Annotated in this window: 14 protein-coding genes; 10 read left to right on the forward strand and 4 right to left on the reverse strand. The window is 71.1% G+C overall.

Annotation, left to right across the window (positions count from 1 at the left end; genetic code table 11):
- The first annotated feature begins 49 nt into the window (after window positions 1-49).
- From H6726_27460 to H6726_27485, 6 genes are all read left to right on the forward strand, one after another.
- Complete coding sequence (locus H6726_27460; protein MCB9661415.1) at window positions 50-406, forward strand: polymer-forming cytoskeletal protein; 357 nt, start codon at window positions 50-52, stop codon at window positions 404-406.
- The gene (locus tag H6726_27465) at window positions 403-1,008 is read left to right on the forward strand and encodes a polymer-forming cytoskeletal protein (GenBank protein ID MCB9661416.1); all 606 of its coding nucleotides are present in this window, start codon (window positions 403-405) and stop codon (window positions 1,006-1,008) included. Before H6726_27460 ends, H6726_27465 begins: the two co-directional genes overlap by 4 nt.
- Window positions 1,009-1,034: 26 nt before the next feature.
- Window positions 1,035-1,598, forward strand: a complete 564-nt coding sequence (gene pyrE / locus H6726_27470; GenBank protein MCB9661417.1) for an orotate phosphoribosyltransferase — start codon at window positions 1,035-1,037, stop codon at window positions 1,596-1,598.
- Window positions 1,595-2,269, forward strand: coding sequence for a hypothetical protein (locus tag H6726_27475; GenBank protein MCB9661418.1), 675 nt, complete (start codon window positions 1,595-1,597; stop codon window positions 2,267-2,269). The genes pyrE and H6726_27475 overlap by 4 nt, the downstream gene beginning before the upstream one ends.
- A 158-nt stretch (window positions 2,270-2,427) precedes the next feature.
- Window positions 2,428-4,107, forward strand: coding sequence for a hypothetical protein (locus tag H6726_27480; GenBank protein ID MCB9661419.1), 1,680 nt, complete (start codon window positions 2,428-2,430; stop codon window positions 4,105-4,107).
- Between the two features lie 9 nt (window positions 4,108-4,116).
- Window positions 4,117-5,049 carry an FHA domain-containing protein gene (locus H6726_27485; protein MCB9661420.1) on the forward strand — a complete coding sequence of 311 codons (933 nt, stop codon included), beginning with the start codon at window positions 4,117-4,119 and terminating at the stop codon, window positions 5,047-5,049.
- Between the two features lie 1,223 nt (window positions 5,050-6,272).
- Here H6726_27485 and H6726_27490 read toward each other — a convergent pair.
- On the reverse strand, window positions 6,273-7,574 hold the full coding sequence (locus tag H6726_27490) for a M18 family aminopeptidase (GenBank protein MCB9661421.1): 1,302 nt from the start codon (window positions 7,572-7,574) through the stop codon (window positions 6,273-6,275).
- A 229-nt stretch (window positions 7,575-7,803) separates the two neighbouring features.
- Between H6726_27490 and H6726_27495 the strand changes: the two genes are divergently transcribed.
- Window positions 7,804-8,583: a hypothetical protein gene (locus H6726_27495; protein ID MCB9661422.1), complete on the forward strand. Its 780-nt coding sequence runs from the start codon at window positions 7,804-7,806 to the stop codon at window positions 8,581-8,583.
- A 463-nt stretch (window positions 8,584-9,046) separates the two neighbouring features.
- On the opposite strand, the gene H6726_27500 is transcribed toward H6726_27495, so the two are convergent.
- Both H6726_27500 and H6726_27505 read right to left on the reverse strand, forming a co-directional pair.
- Window positions 9,047-9,208, reverse strand: coding sequence for a hypothetical protein (locus H6726_27500; protein MCB9661423.1), 162 nt, complete (start codon window positions 9,206-9,208; stop codon window positions 9,047-9,049).
- A 714-nt stretch (window positions 9,209-9,922) separates the two neighbouring features.
- The gene (locus H6726_27505) at window positions 9,923-11,779 is read right to left on the reverse strand and encodes a beta-galactosidase (protein ID MCB9661424.1); all 1,857 of its coding nucleotides are present in this window, start codon (window positions 11,777-11,779) and stop codon (window positions 9,923-9,925) included.
- Window positions 11,780-12,101: 322 nt separating this feature from the next.
- Between H6726_27505 and H6726_27510 the strand changes: the two genes are divergently transcribed.
- The 3 genes from H6726_27510 to H6726_27520 all read left to right on the forward strand — a co-directional run bounded on the left by H6726_27510 (window position 12,102) and on the right by H6726_27520 (window position 15,124).
- Window positions 12,102-12,647, forward strand: a complete 546-nt coding sequence (locus H6726_27510; GenBank protein MCB9661425.1) for an RNA-binding protein — start codon at window positions 12,102-12,104, stop codon at window positions 12,645-12,647.
- Between the two features lie 186 nt (window positions 12,648-12,833).
- Window positions 12,834-13,886 carry a hypothetical protein gene (locus tag H6726_27515; GenBank protein MCB9661426.1) on the forward strand — a complete coding sequence of 351 codons (1,053 nt, stop codon included), beginning with the start codon at window positions 12,834-12,836 and terminating at the stop codon, window positions 13,884-13,886.
- A 2-nt stretch (window positions 13,887-13,888) separates the two neighbouring features.
- Window positions 13,889-15,124, forward strand: a complete 1,236-nt coding sequence (locus H6726_27520; GenBank protein ID MCB9661427.1) for a PQQ-binding-like beta-propeller repeat protein — start codon at window positions 13,889-13,891, stop codon at window positions 15,122-15,124.
- An 81-nt stretch (window positions 15,125-15,205) separates the two neighbouring features.
- Here H6726_27520 and H6726_27525 read toward each other — a convergent pair whose 3' ends face one another.
- Entirely contained in the window at window positions 15,206-18,184 is a 2,979-nt protein-coding gene (locus H6726_27525) for a carboxypeptidase regulatory-like domain-containing protein (protein ID MCB9661428.1), read from the reverse strand.
- Window positions 18,185-18,220: the final 36 nt, after the last annotated feature.

The raw sequence follows: 18,220 nt of genomic DNA on the forward strand, positions 1-18,220 counted from the left end.
CGTTGTGCAGAGGTGATATCCCGCCGTCTCCTCTCGAAAGTGCAGAAACGTGACCCAGCGACCCCTAGAGGCATATATCGGTGAAGGTCTGACCCTCAAGGGCAGCATCCGCGGAGACACCGACATGGACATCGATGGGCGAGTCGAGGGCAACATCAGCGTGGGCGGCCATGTGCGCGTCCTCGAGCGGGGGCACGTTCTCGGGCCCGTGGACGTGGGCGCGCTGACGGTGCGTGGCCGCGTGGTCGGGGACGTCGCCGTGAGCGGTGCGCTCCACGTGGGGGAGACCGGGCGTGTCGCTGGGGACGTGCGCGCTGCGCGTGTCTCGCTGGACGACGGCGGTCTGCTCGACGGAACCATCGACATGGATGTCGACCTGCCCGCCGGCCTCTTGGAGGCACCATGACCCGGCCTTCGCTCATCCCGGGTGGGGTCACGGTCGAGGGCGAGCTGAGCGGCAAGGGTGACTTGGTCATCCTCGGGCGCGTGCTCGGCGACATCCGCGTCGACGGTCTGCTCATCATCGAAGAGGGGGGCGCCGTGCGCGGCGAAGTGCGCGCCTCCAGCGTGGTCGTGCGCGGCGCGCTGGCCGGCAACGCCGTCGGTCAGGAGAGCGTGCGCGTGGAGGGCAGCGCCCAAGTGATCGGCGACCTGCGCGCGCCTCGAGTGAAGGTGGCCGATGGTGCCCGCGTGAAGGGGCGCGTCCAAATCGGTGCCGAGGCCGGGATCACATCGCCTCGCGTCGCCGCCCAGGCGGTGTCGCCGCTCGCTGCCTCGCCCGCCGCCGCGCCGACGCGCCTCCTCGGCGCGGCCACCGACCCCGCAGCCGCTGTTGCAGCCGCCGACTCCGTAGCCGCAGCCGTCGTCGGCCCTCGCGTCCGGCGAGCGCGCACGGTGGCGCCGCTCGAGGTGGCGCGGCCCGAGGGTCATGCCGCCTCGCGTCCGGCGTTCGTACGGCCGCCCTTGACCATGCCGCGCCTGACGCGGGTCGCCGCCGAGCGGCGCTAGTTTCCCACGCTGGACCACCAGGACCCATGACCGACCGACTCCTCGACATGCTGCGCGAACACAGCTTCCGGCGCGGCACGTTCACCCTGACCTCCGGCAAGACCAGCGACTTCTTCATCGACTGCAAGCCCACCGTCCTGCGCGCCGAGGGGCACGTGTTGGTGGGGGCGGCGCTCCTCGACGCCGCGACCTCGCTCGCACCCGGGCTGGACGCTGTGGCGGGCGTGGAGCTCGGCGGTTGCTCCCTCGCGAGCGCCGTGGCCTGTACGTCGTACGCGCGCAACACCCCGCTCGACGCCGTGTATGTCCGCAAGGCACAGAAGGGTCACGGGACACAGAAGCTGCTCGAAGGGGCAGCGCACCTAGCCCCGGGAGCGCGCCTCGTCGTGCTCGAGGACACCGTCACCACGGGGGGCTCCACGCTCCGGGCCGTGGGCCAGATCCGTGAGGCTGGCTTTCAGGTGGCGGGAGTGGTCGCGGTCGTCGACCGCCTCGAGGGCGGGGGCGCGGCCCTCTCCGAAGCGGGCCTGCCGTACGTGTCGCTGTACACGCGGACGGACTTCATGGGCGACGGAGCTCCCACGTCATGAGCCGCGGCGCGAGCATCCCCCGGCGTCGACGCGCGAGCTGGATCCTCGGGGTCATCGCTTTCGCGCTGGTGCTGCAGGCCATAGGGTGCGCTGGACCCGCGACCGTGTCGCTCGCCACGGGGCCGCGTGATTACACGCCGAACGACTACCGCGACGTGTACGAGCGTTGGACGCGCCACGAGCAGGACTTTGCCTGGGGCCAAATGCGGGACGTGCTGAGGGTGACCGCGACCTTCGAGTCCTGGGAGTTCCGTTGGGCCTACGTGGTGCGCTACGCAGACGACCACTCGCTCGTACCAGCCGCCCGCGACGAGATGCTGCGCGCCACGCTGGCCGACGCCGGGGAGCACCACCGCTTCTTCGTCACCCTCGCCGGCGACCACTTCCGCGAGTCCAACCTCTCGGGACGCATGAACGCGTGGCGCGTCCTGCTCATCGCGCCAGATGGTTCCCAGAGCGAGCCCATCGACCTCGAGCGCATCCGTCGCCCCACGGCCGCGCACCGCGTCTATTTCCCGTCCGTGACGAGCTATCGCGAGACCTTCCGGCTCGTCTTTCCTGCCGTCCGCGACGACGGAACGCCGTCCATTCCAGCGGGCGCGGACCACGTCATCTTGCGCTTCACCGGCGCCCGCGGCCGCGTCGATCTGCGCTGGGACCTGCAGCCCTGAACGCCGCCGCGGGCGCGTGAGAACCCGCTGATTTCGTTCGCCAAATGTCGTTGACGCGCGCGCGGTCGCGCATGTATAGTCGCGGCGAACAATCTAAGTTCCTGAATTCTAAGGGGCTTTTGTCACGTCCCCCACTGCTCGTGGGGCCGGAGGTCCGCATGACGCTGCGCGCGATTCCCACCCGTATTCTGCTGCTGACGATGATGGCTGCGCTCTCGGCGCCGCTGCTGGCGTGCCACGCCGACGAGAACGACCCGGAGGGTCAGGCCGAGGAGCTGGCCGATCCGGTGCGTCGTCAGAACGCCATCCACAACCTCCAGCGCATCTACTCTGGCGTGCTGGCCGACAACCAGGGCAACCGCGCTTCCGAGCCCGTCGTCGCCGTGGCCAACATCATCACGCCCGCGCTCACGGAGACGTACCTGAACTTCCCGGAGGACCGCACCAACGGCCAGGCCATCCTCGATCTCCTCAAGGAGGTGCAGGACCCCCGCGCGCTGCCAGCCCTCAAGAAGGCGCTCGAGTGGCGCACCGGCGTCACCGAGCTGCACGCCGTGCGCGCGGCGCAGGCCATCGGCGGCATGACCGTGCCCGACGGCGAAAAGCCCGCCGTCGCCGAGGCGCTCGGCCGTGCTTTCGACCAAATCACGGGCGTGCGCGAGGTGGACAACCAGATGCGCGTCGAGTTCGTGCGCGCCCTGGGCACGCTGCACCACAACTCGGCCACGCCCGTCCTCGTACGCGTGATGCAGAGCCAGTCCGAGAACCAGAACTTCCTCATCAACCGCCTCGCTGCGCGCGAGCTCGGCGAGCTGGGTGACCCCATGGCCGTCGAGCCGATGATCGGCGCGCTCTTCCAGTTCGCTCCCAACAACCCTGGCATGCGCATGAACGACGTGGCGGCCGAGGCCCTGGTGCGCATCGGGCGCCCCTCGCTGGCGCCCATGCTCCAGGTGCTCACCGGTGGTCACCAGGCCGCCAACACGGCCGCCGACGCGCTCATCGCCGCCGTGGTCGCGCGCCAGCCGGGACTCACGCTGAACCGTGCGCAGGTGGTCGGCCCCGAGGCCACCACCACGCTTGGCATGCTCGGCTTCCCGGAGGCCTTCGACGCGCTGCTGGCCGAGACGCGCGCCACCGAGGTGGACCGCAAGCTGAACGGCTGCATCGCGCTGACGCGCCTGAACCTCAGCGATGCGCAGCACACGCAGGTGCGCACCGTGATCACCGAGCTGTACAACAGCCTCAACGCCCGCGACGTCGAGATGCGCGCGCAGCTGATGGCCACGATGGCCAACACCTTCGACCCCGGCTACCTGCCGCTCTTCCTCACCACGGCGCGTGACCAGGAGGTCCACCCGGTGCTGCGCGAGACGGCCATCGCGAGCCTGGCCAAGCTGGCCAACGCCGCGCAGGCCGGCGAGCTGCGCACCATCATCGCCGCCGACAGCGACAACGCGGCGCGCTACAACGAGCACGTCGGTCCGTACCTCACGCTGGCGACCGAGTGCGACACCAACGTCAGCTGCTACGTCGGCAAGCTGGGCGACGCCGACGCCAAGGTGGCGGAGAAGGCCGCCTACATGATCGGCCTGCTCGCCGCCGACAACGACGAAGCCAGCATGACGGGCCTCGCTGCCCAGCTCGGCAACGCGAACTTCCCCGTCCGCTTCGCGGCGCTGCTGGCGCTGGACCACATCGCGGCGAACGGCAGCCAGGCGGGCATCGACAAGATCGAGGAGCTCCGCAGCCAGGAAGAGGGCCGCGCCATCTGGAACCAGTTCAAGCCCATCGCGCTCCCCATCCAGGCGCGCCTCCGGGCCCGCATGCCGAGCTGATCACACCGCATGGTGCGCCTCGAGGTCATCTCCGGCGAGGAAGCCGGACTCGTGCTGGAGCGTGACGTCGACGTGCTGCGTATCGGGCGCGCGCCCGACTCGCACTTGCCGCTCTCGGCGCACCACGTCTCTGGCACGCACGCGTCGGTCGTGTTCTGCGCGGAGGGCTACGTCATCCGTGACCATCACAGCACCAACGGAACCAGCCTGCAGCGTGGGGCCGAGCTGTTCGGGCTCGGCGCGCAGCCGGGTCGCGAGATGCTCCTGCGTTCCGGGGATGTGCTGCTGCTGGGAGAAGCCGAGCACCCTGTGCAGGTGCGTGTGCTGCTCGAGGACGACGGAGACGCCACCGAGTTCGTGCAGACGCGCGAGGTGTCCGAGGTGGGCCCGGTGGAGGAGCGCGCGTCGCTGGACCGCGAGGTGCTGCGTGCGCTCTATCAGGCCCAGAAGCGCATCAGCGGCGCGCTGGACCTGGAGAGCGTCATCGACGCGGTGGCCGAGTCGATCTTCAGTTTCTGTCGCGCCACGCGATATCGCGCTCGCCGAAGGACGGTACTGGGCGTCAATCCCGCAGCAAGACTCCTGATATGCTCGCCGTGGGCAGCCAGGTACGTGATGCCGTCTCGCTCTCGCCGCGCACCCCATCCGCGCGCAGCGTGTTCAAAGATCGTGAAGGAGCGTGCCGCCGTCTCACAGCGGACGCCAGACAGTTTTATCAGGCGCTTCAGCGTCGCTCGCTGGCGCGCAGATCTCAGCACCATCAGCGTCCCACGCTGTGGCGGGGGCGAACATCATTGGGCGGTGTGTGGTATGGACAATCCGCGACGCCAGCGGATCTTCAGGGAGAAGGACCCTGGACCGCCTGTGCTCATCCTTGAGCGGCCAGCCTGTTGTGGTGCGCGCGCGCATCCTGTCGCGCCAGGCTTTCGAACAGCTCTTTAAGACACGTACTGAAGTCAGGAAGCGCGCCTTCAGGGCATGATCGGGAGGCCACCCATCCGGCGTCTCTCGGCGCAGCTACGAAGGTGGTCGACACGCGCGTGACCGTGCTCGTCGAAAAGGACCAGCACCGGCAGGCTGTCGCGGAAGCGCGGTACGCCACTGGTCGAACCGTGCCGACGCCTGTTCGTCGCGCAGAACACCGCTGCGCGTGCCAGAACTTGCTGGAGGCAGGCTGTTTCCAGGCACCCGCAAGGGCGTTCTGGCACCACGGAGGACAAGAAGGAGCCTGTTCATTTGGCCGACCGCTTTGCTAATTCCTGGACAGAAATTCAGGCGGGATGCCCTCGCCCTACAAGCCAAGCTGCCGTTTCCGCAAAGAGGGCGAGAGTGCGCCCATCAGGGGCGCGGCTTACCCGCGCAAGGTAGACGCGTGCGCATCGTCGCAGCCGCAACCGCACGCTCGAGACGGGGTGGGAAGGCGCTTCCGCGAAGACCTCTACCGCCTGCAGGTGTTTCCCTGCAGCTCCCCGCCGCTGCGTGGCGCAAGGGACGACATCCTGCTGGCTCGCACTTCCGAGCAGTGCGCGCGCGAGTTCAGGCGCGCCGCATCAGCCACGTTCTGCGGGCGTCCGGAGCTGCTGTTGCGTACCTGGCGGGCAACGTGCGGGCTCGAGAACAGTGCAACACAGCTGGTCATCCGGATGGACGACGGCGAACATCGTCGCGTCACCCACAAACCCACGCATCAGCGAGGTGGGCGCCCCGTTGCGGGCACCGACGGGGGCGCTCAAGGACGCGCATGATGGACCAAGTGGAGCAGGCCATCCTGCGCTTGCGCGTCGCTCGAAGGCTTTGTTTTCTTAACCAACTAAAGAGCGCCACGGCGAGACCTGGGCATCACGCGCGAGGCTGCTGAGCTTCCGCAGGTTTCAGGGGATGTCGTAGCCGGGAGGTCTTGCAAGACGTTCCGTCAGGGGCACGGGCGCTTTCAGCTGCGGTGGAACTGGGGACGCTGTTCGCGGGAGCGCTGCGTACGCCAGGTTCCGACGCACCGCCGCCGACGGTCGCCGGCCCGGCGCCGTCCCCTGATCTGCCGAGTTCTCGGCCTGGCCTGACGTCTTGGGCGGCAGGTGCTCCCCGCCGTGGACGCCCTACGTGGCGACCGCAGCGCCCGACCAGGCAGGGGCGGGTGGCGACCCTGGCGCCCGGCACAGGCAGGGTGCTCAGCGTTGGAGGAAGCGCCCGAGCGCGCGGATCATCGGCGCCACGTCGTCCGCGGCGGCCATCTCGCGTGCGCTGTGCATGGACAGCATCGGGTTGCCCACGTCGATGGCAGGGATGCCCAGCTGGGCCGCCGTGATGGGCCCGATGGTGCTGCCGCAGCCGAGGTCCGAGCGCGTGACGAACTGCTGCACGGGCGCCTTCACCTCGCGACACAGCGCCGTGAAGACCGCCGCGCTCTCGGCGTCGGTGGTGTAGCTCTGGTTCGCGTTGGTCTTGATGACCAACCCCGCTCCGAGCTCGGGACGGTGCCCAGCGTCGTGTCGGTCCAAGTAGTTGGGGTGGGCTGCGTGCGCCATGTCGGCGGACACCAGAAACGAGCGGCGCAAGGCGCGCGCCGTGTGCTCACGCGTGGCCCCGCCACCCGACAGGGCCATGGTGATGCGGTCGAGCCAGGTGGAGAGGAAGCTGCCGGCGGCACCCTGCGCGCTGCGGCTGCCCACCTCTTCGTGGTCGAACAGCACGACGCCGCGTGTCTTCTCGCAGACGTCGCCTCCGCCCTGCAGCAGGGCCGTCACGGCGGCATGACAGGACGCCAGGTTGTCGAGGCGCCCCGCGTGGATGAACTCGCGACGCAGGCCGGAGCGCGTAGCCGGGGTGACTTCGTAGCAGCCGAGGTCCCAGCCTAGGATCTGCTCGGGGTCCACGTCTCCCTCGAGCTCGGCGGCGAGCGCTTCGCGCAGGGACGCGGGGGTGTGGGCCAGCGCCCAGACGGGCGGCAGGTGCTTCTGCGCGTTGAGCACCAAGCCGTCCGTGTTGACGCCGCGGTGCAGGTGGATGGCGAGCGATGGGACGCGCAGCAGCGGGCGCGCGAAGTCTACCAAGTGGAGCGAGACACCGTCGTCGGTCGCGACCGCCACGCGACCCGCGAGCGACAGGTCGCGGTCGAGCCACGTGTGGTAGAGGACGCCGCCGTAGGGCTCGACCGCCAGCTGCTGGCAGCCACCGGCGGCCGTGTCGGGCGTCGGCTTCACCCGCAGGTTCGGCGAGTCCGTGTGCGCCCCGATGAGCGAGAACCCGGCGTCTGCAGGCGACCGCGTGCCCACGTGGAACGCCGCCAGCGTGCTACCGCCCCGCACGACATAGATCTTCGCGCCTGGCTCGAGGGTCAGCGCGTCTCGCTCGTCGACAGAGCGATAGCCAGCCCCGTCGAGCCGCGCGCGGACCTCGCGCACGGCGTGGTATGGAGAGGGCGCGCGGTCGATGAAGCTCACGAGGTCGTCGGCGGCGTCGAGCGAAGTCATGTGGCCTCATATACCAGCTGTGCGTGCAGGATGTCGTGCGAGGGTCGCTCGGCGCTCGTTCGTGCTGTGGACGTTGTCACTCGCGCTCGGTGCCTGTTCGTCAGGAGACGATGGTCGTCCGGGTGCCGCCGCAGGGGCGGCGTTTGGCGCGCCAGCGGAAGCGCAGGCGTCCCGCGGTCTGCCAGGGTCGGCTTCGCCCAGCGCCGCGCCGCGGGACCTGGCGCGAGAAGTGGACGCGTTCGACCTGCGTGTTCGTCCGGACGGCGTGGTGATCGCCTACGCGGCCGCGGGTGCGCTATGGCTCCAACGCCTCGACCGCGGGGGCGACCTGATCGGCGACCCCCGCTACGTCTCGGTCGTCGGCGGGCGCGTGCGCGCGCTCGTCGCTGGCGCATCGGCCGGCCGCGCGGTGCTCGCTTGGCTGCGCGTCGAGGGGGGCGAGGCCCACGTCGAGGCGTCGATGGGGAATGGCCGCTCGCTGGCGTTCGGGCCGCCTGTCACGCTGGATCACTGGTCCCCGGTCGCAAGCTCGGCGGGCGCGCTGGGCGAACGCGACCTCGCGCTGCGCGTGACGCCCACGGGCGCGTTCCGGCTGCTGCACCGAGCGGCGCCCATGCCCTGCGGCAGCGGGATGGCCTGCGCGACGTTCGGGCACAGCGACCTCGACGCTCCCGAGCCAGCATTTGTGTGCCCGACCGACCCTCGCCGCCGGAGGGGACGTGTGCCCTGGCCACTGCCGGGCGTGGTCGACGCGGGCGGCCGCGTACTGCAGGCTCTGCACTGGCCGACGGTGACCGCGCACCGTTGTACGTACTGCAGCCGGAGCCTCAATACGCGCAGGCGGTCCGGCGCTCGAGGGTTACCGACCGCTCCGGCGTCTGGCCACGGGCGAGCGGCGATCGCGCCGCGCGGGAGCGCTGTTCGCGGCAGCAGTTTGAGCGGACGCGAGGTCGTGCGTCTGGCAGAGCCGGGTGTGAGCCGACCGCCCCTTGGTGGCGTGCTGCCCTGACTGTGAAGAGCACCCCCGCGCTCCACGTCTGGCGCGATGACGCTGCCGCTTTCGCGACTGGGCGCGATCGCCTCCGAGGGCTTTCTCCATCGACGAGTGGCGCCTGCGCGGGGCCGCGTCGCCTGGACCGGGGAGGTGTTCGTCGTGGCCGCGCTCGAGGGGCCGCGCTGACCGCGCAGACTGCGCTGCTTGATCGGCTCGCGACCACGCCGTGAGCCTCGCCGCTACGCCTCCCCGTGCCGGAGCGGGCGGCGAGTTAGGCCTCGGTTCCCGGTGCGACAGAAAGGGCGGTTCCGAAACCAGCGCGCACTGGCGGTGCTCGTGCGGAGCTCGCGGGGCCGTGGGCCCGACATCTTCTCGGCGTTCGGTCAGGTACAGCGCAACATGCGCCAACGTCGTGAGCAGGTTCCACCCAGGCGTGGCGGTCAGGCGCTCGCCAGGCGCAGGCAGGTGCTCGCGCAGCTCACTTATCCGGGCAGAACACCTCGAGCAGCTCCACCCCGAGCAGCTCGCTCGTCACCTGGGTGATGAACAGGCGCAGCGCGTCCGCGCCCAGCGCGACCGCGACGTAGAGCGGGCGTGGGGTGTACCAACACCTCGCTGCGAAGCCACGGCGGTGACCCACGCGCCCAGGTCAGGCACGCGCAACAGACGCAGGAGCGTCTCACGCCAGCCGTACGCCGCAAGTGCAGGGGCGCGACTGAGCGCGATCGCGTCGCCAAGCGCGCGTTGGTCACGTGTTAGTCACCGCTGAGGCCTCGAGGATGCGTTGGATGCGACTATCGGTCGACGCCATCTGATGGCGCCGGCTTTTAAGGCGCGACGCCCGTGCTGACCATCCTCGTCATAGAGGACGAGCGCGAACGCGTGCCCACCGGCAGCACGAGGTCGAGCGCGCGCGTCACGCACGGCCTCGGTGCTCGGCAAGGGCGTGCGCGGCAGCCCGCAGCCACGCCTCTTCACCGGCCGCCTCCACCTCGCACGGCGCGCTTTAACGACAGCAGGTCGTCGGGTCATCGCCAGGCCTCTTACCGCCTCGGTGTGGGCTTCCGGCGCGGGGGCAGGTCGAGCGCCGGGCGCTCGGCGACCTCCTCCGGCACTCCCTCCGCCACGATGAACGCCCGCGCCGTCCCGTGCGCAGCTGCAGCCTCGAGGTCGAGGTCGAGCGGGAGCCGGAAGGCTGCACGCGGCCAGCCTTTACACAGGCGTTGAGCACGCGTCGCTGTTCGTCACACGACCAGCGTTCCGCTGCGTCCGCGTGCGTCGGGCTCGAGCAGCGCCAGCAGGGCGGTCCAGTCCGGTGCGTCGAAGCCCTCGAAGCGCACGTCGTCACGGAAGATCACGAGCACGCTCCACGGTCGGGACACACGGCAAGGAGCCGAACGCTGTGCGGCGGCATCCGAAACGCCGGCGGGACGGGCGCGGGGGTCGCGCCCAGCAGGTCTCGAGCGCCCTCCGCGAGCACGGGAGGCAGCGTGGCGCGTTGCTCATCCGCGCTGGGGTTGACCACGAAGAGCACACGGCGCCCGTCGGGGTGCACGTGCATCGTGCTGACGAGACCCGCGCCGACCTCGGGCTCACCGGCGATGCCGAGCACGTCGACGTGGCAGCTCACGGTCGCGGCCGCGTCGTCCCGGAGCTCGAGCTGCGCCAGCCCGAGCTCGTCGAACGCGTGGGGCACGCCGCGCTCGTCGCGCCTCGGGCGACGCGGCCCCGCCACCACCCGGGCTCCACGACGAGCGCACCCTGCGAGCTTCGCCGCGAGACCCCGCTCGAAGATCTCGAAGGTCGGCACGAAGATCAGGTCCAGTCCTACGAATCGGTCTTCGAGCGCGTCGCCGTCGACGAACACATAGGGAATGCGCCGTGCGTCCAGCGCCGCCGCGAGCCCCTGCGCGCGCTCCCACCACGCGACCTGTACCACGTCGGAGAGGCCCAGCTCGTCGACCCGGCATCCATGCACGGGGCTGCCCGACACGACGTCCATGATGGACGGCGAGAAAGGACCGTAGACGTGCGTGGCACGCGAGAGCCTCATGTAGAGCCGCGGCCAGACGATGCCGACGCGCACCGGCCGCTCCATGCGCTCGAACTCGAGCTCCGCGAGGGCGCCCAGCAGCCTCTGCCACGCGTCTGCGTGTGCGCGTGTGCGCCCGTGGTCGTCGAGGGGCGCGCCGTACCAGCGGTCGCGGTCGACCGCCATGTACGCGTTGAACGAGCGCAGCCCGTACGCGCACGCGACCAGCGCCGTGAAGAGCGAGTCGTCGGTGCCGAGCGGAGGGAACCAGGGCGGCCCCCCGACCCCCAGCTCGGGCGCGTACGGCGCCACGCTGGTGCCCGCGAGGTACAGCGTGCGGCGCCGGATGGTCTCGAACTCGCCCGCGCGGTGGTAGTAGTCGAGGCCGACCACGTCGAGCTCTGCCTCGAGCGCGGGGAGGCTCATGGGCAGCCCCGCCTCGCCGAGGGAGATGTTGTGGAGCGTGCGCGCGTGGCCGAGGCCCGCGTCGCGGAGCTGCTCGCGCATGGTGGCGAGGCTGGTGGTGAGCAGGTGCTCCTGGAACGCGGCCCAGTCGAGGTGCAGCGCGAGTGGCTCGTGTGGATCGAAGCGCTCGGGAGGCGTGATGTCTCCCGCGCTCGCGTAGGGGCGGCCGTGTGCGCGAGCGGCGGTCGCCAGGTCTTCGTGGCGGGCCACCACGAACCGCCCGAAGAGCGCACGGGCGTCTGGGTGGTAGTCTTGCCCGTACGGTCCGTTGCGGAAGTAGTACGCACCTTCGTTGTCGACCTGCACCCACTCGATGGGGCCGTGGGGGCGCACACGCGGCGCGAGCACTTCGCCGACGGCGGCGAACCAGCGGCGCACCTCCCCCAGATACGCTTCGCTCGCATACGACGGAACCGGGAACATCCGTGGCGGGAAGTAGAGGACGACGGGATTGCCGCGCGGTGAGCGCGCCTGACAGGCGGGGTCGAGCAGCACGCGCTCGGGGATGCCGAACCCAGTGAGCTCGGCGTTGATGTGGGGGCCCGGGCGCACGATGGCGGTGAGCCCCAGCGCGTGCGCGAGGTCCAGGAAGGCGCCAACGTCCTTGCGGCGGTCTTGCTCGCCAAAGTCGAAGCGCCCGTCGGGTAGCTCGTGCTCGGACCACGGGACGTACGTCTCGACGGCGGAGAAGCCCAGCGCGCGAAGCCCGCGCAACGCGGGCTCCCACGTGGCGCGCGGGAGCCGAAAGTAATGCACAGCGCCCGAGCGGGGTGGCGGGGAGGGGTCACGCGCGGGCGACATGGGAGGGGTCACGTGGGCGAAGTTGGGGCCGAAACGAGGCGCCAATTGGGCTTGACGGGAGCGCGCAGGGCGATCGCCCCACAGCGCGATTTACGCACAGGACGCTGGAAACGGAACTCGACCGCTGCTAGCGTCCCGGTTGCGGGCCCAAATTGTGCGTGGCTCCGTAGCACGTCCAAGTGCGCATGTCGTCGTGAGAGTGGTGGGTTCGCCCACGGAATGTGAGATACGTGAGATGAGTAGCAAGTTGTTCTGCGGTGGCCTGGCATGGGCAACCACGGATGAGACCCTGCGGTCTGCTTTCGAACCGTTCGGTGAAGTGACGGACGCCAAGGTGGTGCAGGATCGAGAGACCGGTCGTTCGCGCGGCTTTGGTTTCGTCACGTTCGCGACCCCGGAGCTGGCAAGCAGCGCCCGGGACCAGATGGACGGCGCTACGCTGGACGGCCGGCGTATCCGTGTCGACATCGCACAAGAGCGACAGGGCGGCGGCGGCGGCGGCGGTCCACGCCGCAGCGGCGGCGGTGGCTACGGCGGCGGTCGCGAGGGCGGCGGTGGCGGCTACGGTGGTGGTCGAGACGGCGGCGGCTACGGCGGCGGTCGTGAGGGTGGCGGTGGCTACGGCGGTGGGCGTGACGGCGGCGGGTACGGTGGTGGCGGCCGCGATGGCGGCTACCGCGACGACCGCGGCGGACGCGGCGGACGTGGCGGCGGGCGTGGCGGCCGCGATGGCGGCGGGCGTGGCGGCCGCGATGGCGGCGGCCGCGGCGGCGACTGGTAGGGCACGCTCCACGGCTCGTATCTCGAAGGCGTCTCGGAGCAATTCGGGGCGCCTTCTCGCGTTGCGTCACGCCTTCATCGGAAGCGCGCCCGACGCTTGCTTGGCACAACCCCTTGTGTATAGTGCCGCGACCTTTCGCGGGCGCAGCGTCGACAGGACCTGGGCGCCCGCACGGAGCGCGCACACGTGGCAAGTGAGAACGATCAAGACAACGACATCGACGTGGCATCGACCGGTGGAGACGCCGATACGAGCGCGTCCGACACCGCCACGTCTGCTCCTCCGGCGGCGGCCAAGCTCTCGCCCGAGGCTCGCAAGGCGCTGACCGCCGGCGAGCGCCTCGCGGCGGCGAAGGCGGCGAAGGCTACCCAGAAGGCCAAGAAGGCAGCCGCGCGCAAGGCTTCGGACGAGCCCGCGCCTGAGGAGCAGGAGGTCATCGAGGACGAGGTGCAGATCCGCGCGGAGGCGGCCACATCGTGGGTGCATGACCACCAAGCGACCATCGTGAAGGTGCTGGCCGGAGCGGCAGCCCTCTCTGCCATCGTGCTCGGCGTGCAGTACTTCAGCGGCACCAGCGCCCGGGCTGCCGGCGCCGTGATGAGCAGCGCGCTGATGGTCGCCGCCTCGCCCGTCGGCGAGCCGGAAGAAGGGGAGCGACTACGTCCAGGCGAGGAGCGCTACGCGGACGCTGCGGCGCGCGATGCCGCGCTCGTGGCCGCCTACGAGCGCGTAGTGGCGGACGAGCCGGACAGCCAGGCAGCCGCGTGGGCCCGCTTGGCGCTCGGCCGCTTCAAGCTCGAGGCTGGCGAGTTCGCCGACGCGCGCACGCTGTTCGAGGGGGCGCTCGGGGCCGCCGAGGGGGACCTCACCCTGCGTTCGGGCGCCATCGAGGGCGTTGGCTTCACGTACGAGGGCGAGGAGGCCTGGGACGAGGCCGCCACGCAGTACGAGCGGCTCGCCGGTCTCGGGGGCGCCTACGAGCAGGTCGCGGCGCTGCATCAGGCGCGGGTGCTCCTCGCAAAGGGGGAGCGGGACACCGCCATCGAGCGTCTGCAGGCGCTGATCGAGGCGCTGCGAGCCGAGGACGCACCCGCGTTGCCGTACGTGCGCGACCAGGCCGAGCTGACGCTCATGTCGCTGGATGCGTCGCTCGTGCAGCGCTCCGCGGCGCCGAGCGGGCTCGATTCGCTGCCCCCCGAGATCCTGGAGCAGCTCTTGAGGCAGCAGGGAGCACGCTGAGCGTGCTCCACGCCACCGGGACACGCCCCCCGCGCCCACCGGAGGCGTGGCTCTGGCTCGCCCTCGTCGCGCTCCTGCCGTTCTCGGGCCTGACGGCTTGCGGGACCATGGGCGCAGAGGCCGGCGCATACTCGTGGCTCGGTGCGGGGTCGCGCTCGGGTGAGCTGGGAGAAGCCGGCACGGGCGCGTTGCGCGTGATGTGGTCGGTGTCCCTCATCGAGCAACACAACAGCCGCTACCTTCCGGTGGAGCTGGCGTCGCCCGGGTTCGACCCGACCCACGGCCGCATCTATCTCGGCGCGTCGGACGGCCGGCTCCGCGCGTTCGACGTCACGGGTCGCGTCTTGTTCCGCTACAATCTCGGCTCGCCCATCGAGAGCGCGCCGGCGGTGGACGAAGTGCGGGACCAAGTCGTCATCGCGGGTGCGGACGGTCGCGTCCATGCGCTGCGGGGGGCCAACGCGGAGGTCTTGTTCGAGGGCCGCGCTCCGGGGATCGTGCGCACCACGCCGATCCTCACCGACGACGCTGTCTACGTGGCCACCGAGGACGACGTCGTGGTGGCCCTGTCCCGTGAAGACGGTGCCGTGCTGTGGTCGTATCGCCGGGAGGCCGCGTCCGAATTCCACATCGCGGGGCACGCCGGGCTCACCATCGTCGGGCGTCGCGTCCTGGCGGGGTTCAGCGACGGCACCATCGCTGCGCTCGATGTGACGGACGGCAGCGTGCTCTGGGAGCGCGCCACCGACGTTGACATCGAGACGTCCGAAGGCGGCGCGCCCGTGTTCACCGACGTGGACACGACGCCCGTGATCATCGACGACACCCTCTACGTCGCCTCCTTCCACGGAGGGCTGTATGCCCTCTCGCCGAGCAACGGCAGCGTGCTGTGGCGCGAGCCCGAGCAGACGACCATCACGTCCATCACGGCCGTCGGGGACCGACTGCTCGTCGCCAGCGCGGACCGAGGCCTCGAGGTGATGCAGCCCGAGACGCGTGAGGTGCTGTGGTCCCGTCGCGCGGAGCGCGGGGCGCCCACCACCCCCGTCGTGAGCGCACAAGGGTTGGTGCTGGTGGGCGACAGCCAAGGGTCGTTCGTCGCGCTCGCCATGCAGAGTGGCCAAGAGCTGGGGCGCTTGGACGGAGGCAACGGCTTCTCCGCGCCGGCCGGGGTGTCGCACGACATCGCCATGGTCCTCTCGAACGGCGGCGACGCCCTCTGTCTCTCGCTTCGCTGAGGCGCGGTGCGCGTCGCCCACGCGACTGGCGCCGGCTCGGTCGATGCGGCGGACGGGAGGGCTGAGTGGTGAGGTCGGCGCTCACTCGTCCGGCTGAGTGTAGCGCTCGCGCGGCACCGTCACGATGCGGTCCCTGCGCGCGCGTCGGATGCGCAAGATGGCGGGGACACCCTCCGCGCCACGCAACAGAGAGCGCGCCTCGGCCGGCGAGTTGACGGGGACGTCGTCGACCTCGATCAGCTGGTCCCCGACGCGCAGCCCCGCGCGCGCGGCTCGCGACCCGTCCACCACAGCGCTGACTTCGACCTCCCGCTCCCCCAGCGCGACGGCGATGGCAACGCCGGTCACGCGCTGCCCGGAGCCAGCTTCGGCGTCTGGGTCCTCGGGGCGCACCTCGGCCTCGACCTCGGGGTCCGGGAGCGGGACGCGTCCACCGAGGCGGATGTACGCGTCCTGGACCAGCTCGCCGACGTCGACACGCACGGGCCGCCGGGTCGTCCCCGTACCCGCCTGCGGGTGTCGGGCGGTGACCACGAGGTCCCCCGCCGCGACGGGGCCCAGCACGAACGCTCCCGTGTCGTCGACGCTGACGGACGCGCTCCAGTCGTTCCCCACGGTGACCTCCGCGCCAAGCGCGGGCTCGCCCAGCACGTCCACGACCGTGCCGCTCACGTGGGCTCCGCGCGTCAGCGCCACCTCGTCCACGTAGGCGAGCACCTCGCCGCGCCGCAACACGAGCACGGCGTCTGCCTGGGCAGGCAGGTGCACGGGGGAGCGCAGCTGCAGCGTGTAGCGAGCCACGCCGATGCGCTCGAACACGAAGCGTCCTTCTTCGTCCGTGTATGCGTGCCGGAGCGGGCGCCCGTCGCGGTGGAGCGTGATCTCCACGTCCCCGGCTGGGCCGAGGTCGTCCACCACCGTGCCACGCAGCGTGCCTGCGGGGAGCAAGACGATCCGCAGCTCGTCGTCGGTGGCCACCACGTCGAGCTCCTCGTCGGCGAGGGCCTCGTGCGACACCACCAGCCTGTACGGAGGTGGGGGGAGGCCACTGAGCTCGAACGAGCCGTCTTCGGCCGCCACCACGACCCGCTGATGCGGGTAGCGGGCCGAGAGCGACTCGAGCCGCAGTGTGGCGCCGGCGACCGGGAGGTCGTCGCGGTCGAACACGCGCCCCCGGAGGGTGTGCAACGTGGCGCTGAGCCGCAGGACCACCTCCTGCCGCTCGACGTCTCCCAACGTCACGCGCGAGCGCACGGCGGGCAGCGCGGCGGCGCTGGCGGTCAGCACCACGTTGCCCCGGCCTGCTTGGAACGTGAACGTTCCGTCGCCTGCGGTCATCGTCGTCTCGGCGTCCTGGCCCGGGATGCGCAGCTCCACGAGCACGTTCGCCACGGGGTAGTCCCCTGCGTCGACGACACGACCGTCGATCAGCGTCCCCGGCTGGAGCTCGAGGATGACCCCCTCCCGCTCCTCCCCGGGTCGCAAGGTGAGGGGCTGGGTGGAGAGGGGCGCGAAGCCGTCTGCCGTGACCCGCATGCGCACGCGACCAGGCGAGACCCCCGTGACCAGGAACGCACCGGTGGCGTCCGTGACGGCCTGACCCGTGAGCTGACGGGTGCCGCCGTGGACATCGAGGGGGATGGGGGGGATGTCACCCAGCGTCACGCCCAGCGCGCCGTCGCTGGCGAGGGGCACGGGGCCCGCGCGCTGCACGGTGAACAAGTCTGCGAAGTGCATGACCGGGTGCGCGGAGTCGTCGAGGACCTCGACCCCAGCACCTGCGACTGGGTGTCCCAAGTGGTCCAGGACGCGCCCCGCGATGGACGCCGCGCGTTGTAGCTCGACGTCGATGGGCCCGAAGCGCGGATCGTGCTCGACCTCGCGCGGCACGAAGCCCTCGGCCGAGACGCGCACCACGTGCTCTTGCGGCAAGAGACCCGTCATGCGGAAGTCCCCTGCGGCGCCCGTCGAGGCAGCGCGCGGCAGGAGCGAGATGGCCTCTTCGAGCGCGAGCACCTCGGCGTCCACGATGGGTGCGCCGAGGGAGTCGTGCACCACTCCCGTGAGGACCGCGCCAGGCGTCAGCATCAGGCGCACGAAGGGCGTCGGCTCGCGTTCGCCGACGACGATGCCGCCGCGGGGGCGTCCCACGAGATCTCCGTGGGCCGCGCGGAGCTCGTAGACGCCCGCTGGCACTTGGGGCCACGCGAAGCGGCCCATCGCATCGGTCTCGAGTTCTCGCGGCGGCCATACTCCGCTGCCCGCCAACACGACGCGCGCCCTCGGTACGGGGGCTCCGGCGGTGTCGACGACCACGCCGGCGAGCTGGGCCGCGAGCGACAGCGAGACCGTCAGCTCCACTGCCTCGCCGGCGGCCGGGGTGTGTAGCTCGAGCTGCGCGCGTTCGTGTCCAGGCGCGCTCACGTACAGGACGACGTCGGTGTCGGGGGGCAGCGTCGCCAGCAAGAGCGCGTCGCCGTCCGGTCGCGCCGGGAAACGCGGCGCTTGGCGCCCGGGCAGCACGGCGAACGCGTGCATGGCCGTGAGTGGGATGCCGCCAGCCTCACGCTCCGCGGCGTCACGCGCCTCGACATGCACCCGGGCGAGCGCGGCGGGCGCCAGCGCGTGGTGCACGTCGAGCCGCGCGTCAGCGACGAGCTCCACGTCCTGGTGGAGCAGCACGAAGCCGGGCACGTGGACGTAGAGCGCGAAGGGCCCCTCCGGCAGCCCGCTCACGACGACGGGCGGAGCGCCTGCCAAGGGGCGTCGCGTCACCCCCTCGGACCCCTCGAGCCACAGGTGCGAACCCTGGGGCAGCGAGTCTTGTCCCAGCCCGCTCAGCGAGACTCGCAGCTCGCCCCGGCCGCCGGCCTGCGGTTCCCCTGGCGCGTCCGTGTCCGTGTCTTCCGCACCGCCGCCCCCGACTCGCGTCGGAGGGTCCCCCGAGCGGCTCGAGCCCGGCACCAACACGAGGGCGAGCGCCAGCAGACCCGCCCACAGGCCTGCGCGGGGGGAGCTCGCCGAGGGCGGCGCAGATGGGTTCGGGGATGGTTCTTCCACGGGCGAAGGGGCGGCAGTGTAACAGCCGGGGGTCGC

Source organism: Sandaracinaceae bacterium, from assembly GCA_020633055.1.
GTDB lineage: Bacteria > Myxococcota_A > Polyangia > Polyangiales > Houyiibacteriaceae > JADJJE01.

What these genes read in the sequence shown, in the direction of transcription:
- H6726_27465 (MCB9661416.1), top strand. Translation starts at nt 403, where the DNA reads ATGACCCGGCCTTCGCTCATCCCGGGTGGGGTCACGGTCGAGGGCGAG.
- pyrE (MCB9661417.1), top strand. Translation starts at nt 1,035, where the DNA reads ATGACCGACCGACTCCTCGACATGCTGCGCGAACACAGCTTCCGGCGC.
- H6726_27475 (MCB9661418.1), top strand. Translation starts at nt 1,595, where the DNA reads ATGAGCCGCGGCGCGAGCATCCCCCGGCGTCGACGCGCGAGCTGGATC.
- H6726_27480 (MCB9661419.1), top strand. Translation starts at nt 2,428, where the DNA reads ATGACGCTGCGCGCGATTCCCACCCGTATTCTGCTGCTGACGATGATG.
- H6726_27485 (MCB9661420.1), top strand. Translation starts at nt 4,117, where the DNA reads ATGGTGCGCCTCGAGGTCATCTCCGGCGAGGAAGCCGGACTCGTGCTG.
- H6726_27490 (MCB9661421.1), bottom strand. Translation starts at nt 7,574, where the DNA reads ATGACTTCGCTCGACGCCGCCGACGACCTCGTGAGCTTCATCGACCGC.
- H6726_27510 (MCB9661425.1), top strand. Translation starts at nt 12,102, where the DNA reads ATGAGTAGCAAGTTGTTCTGCGGTGGCCTGGCATGGGCAACCACGGAT.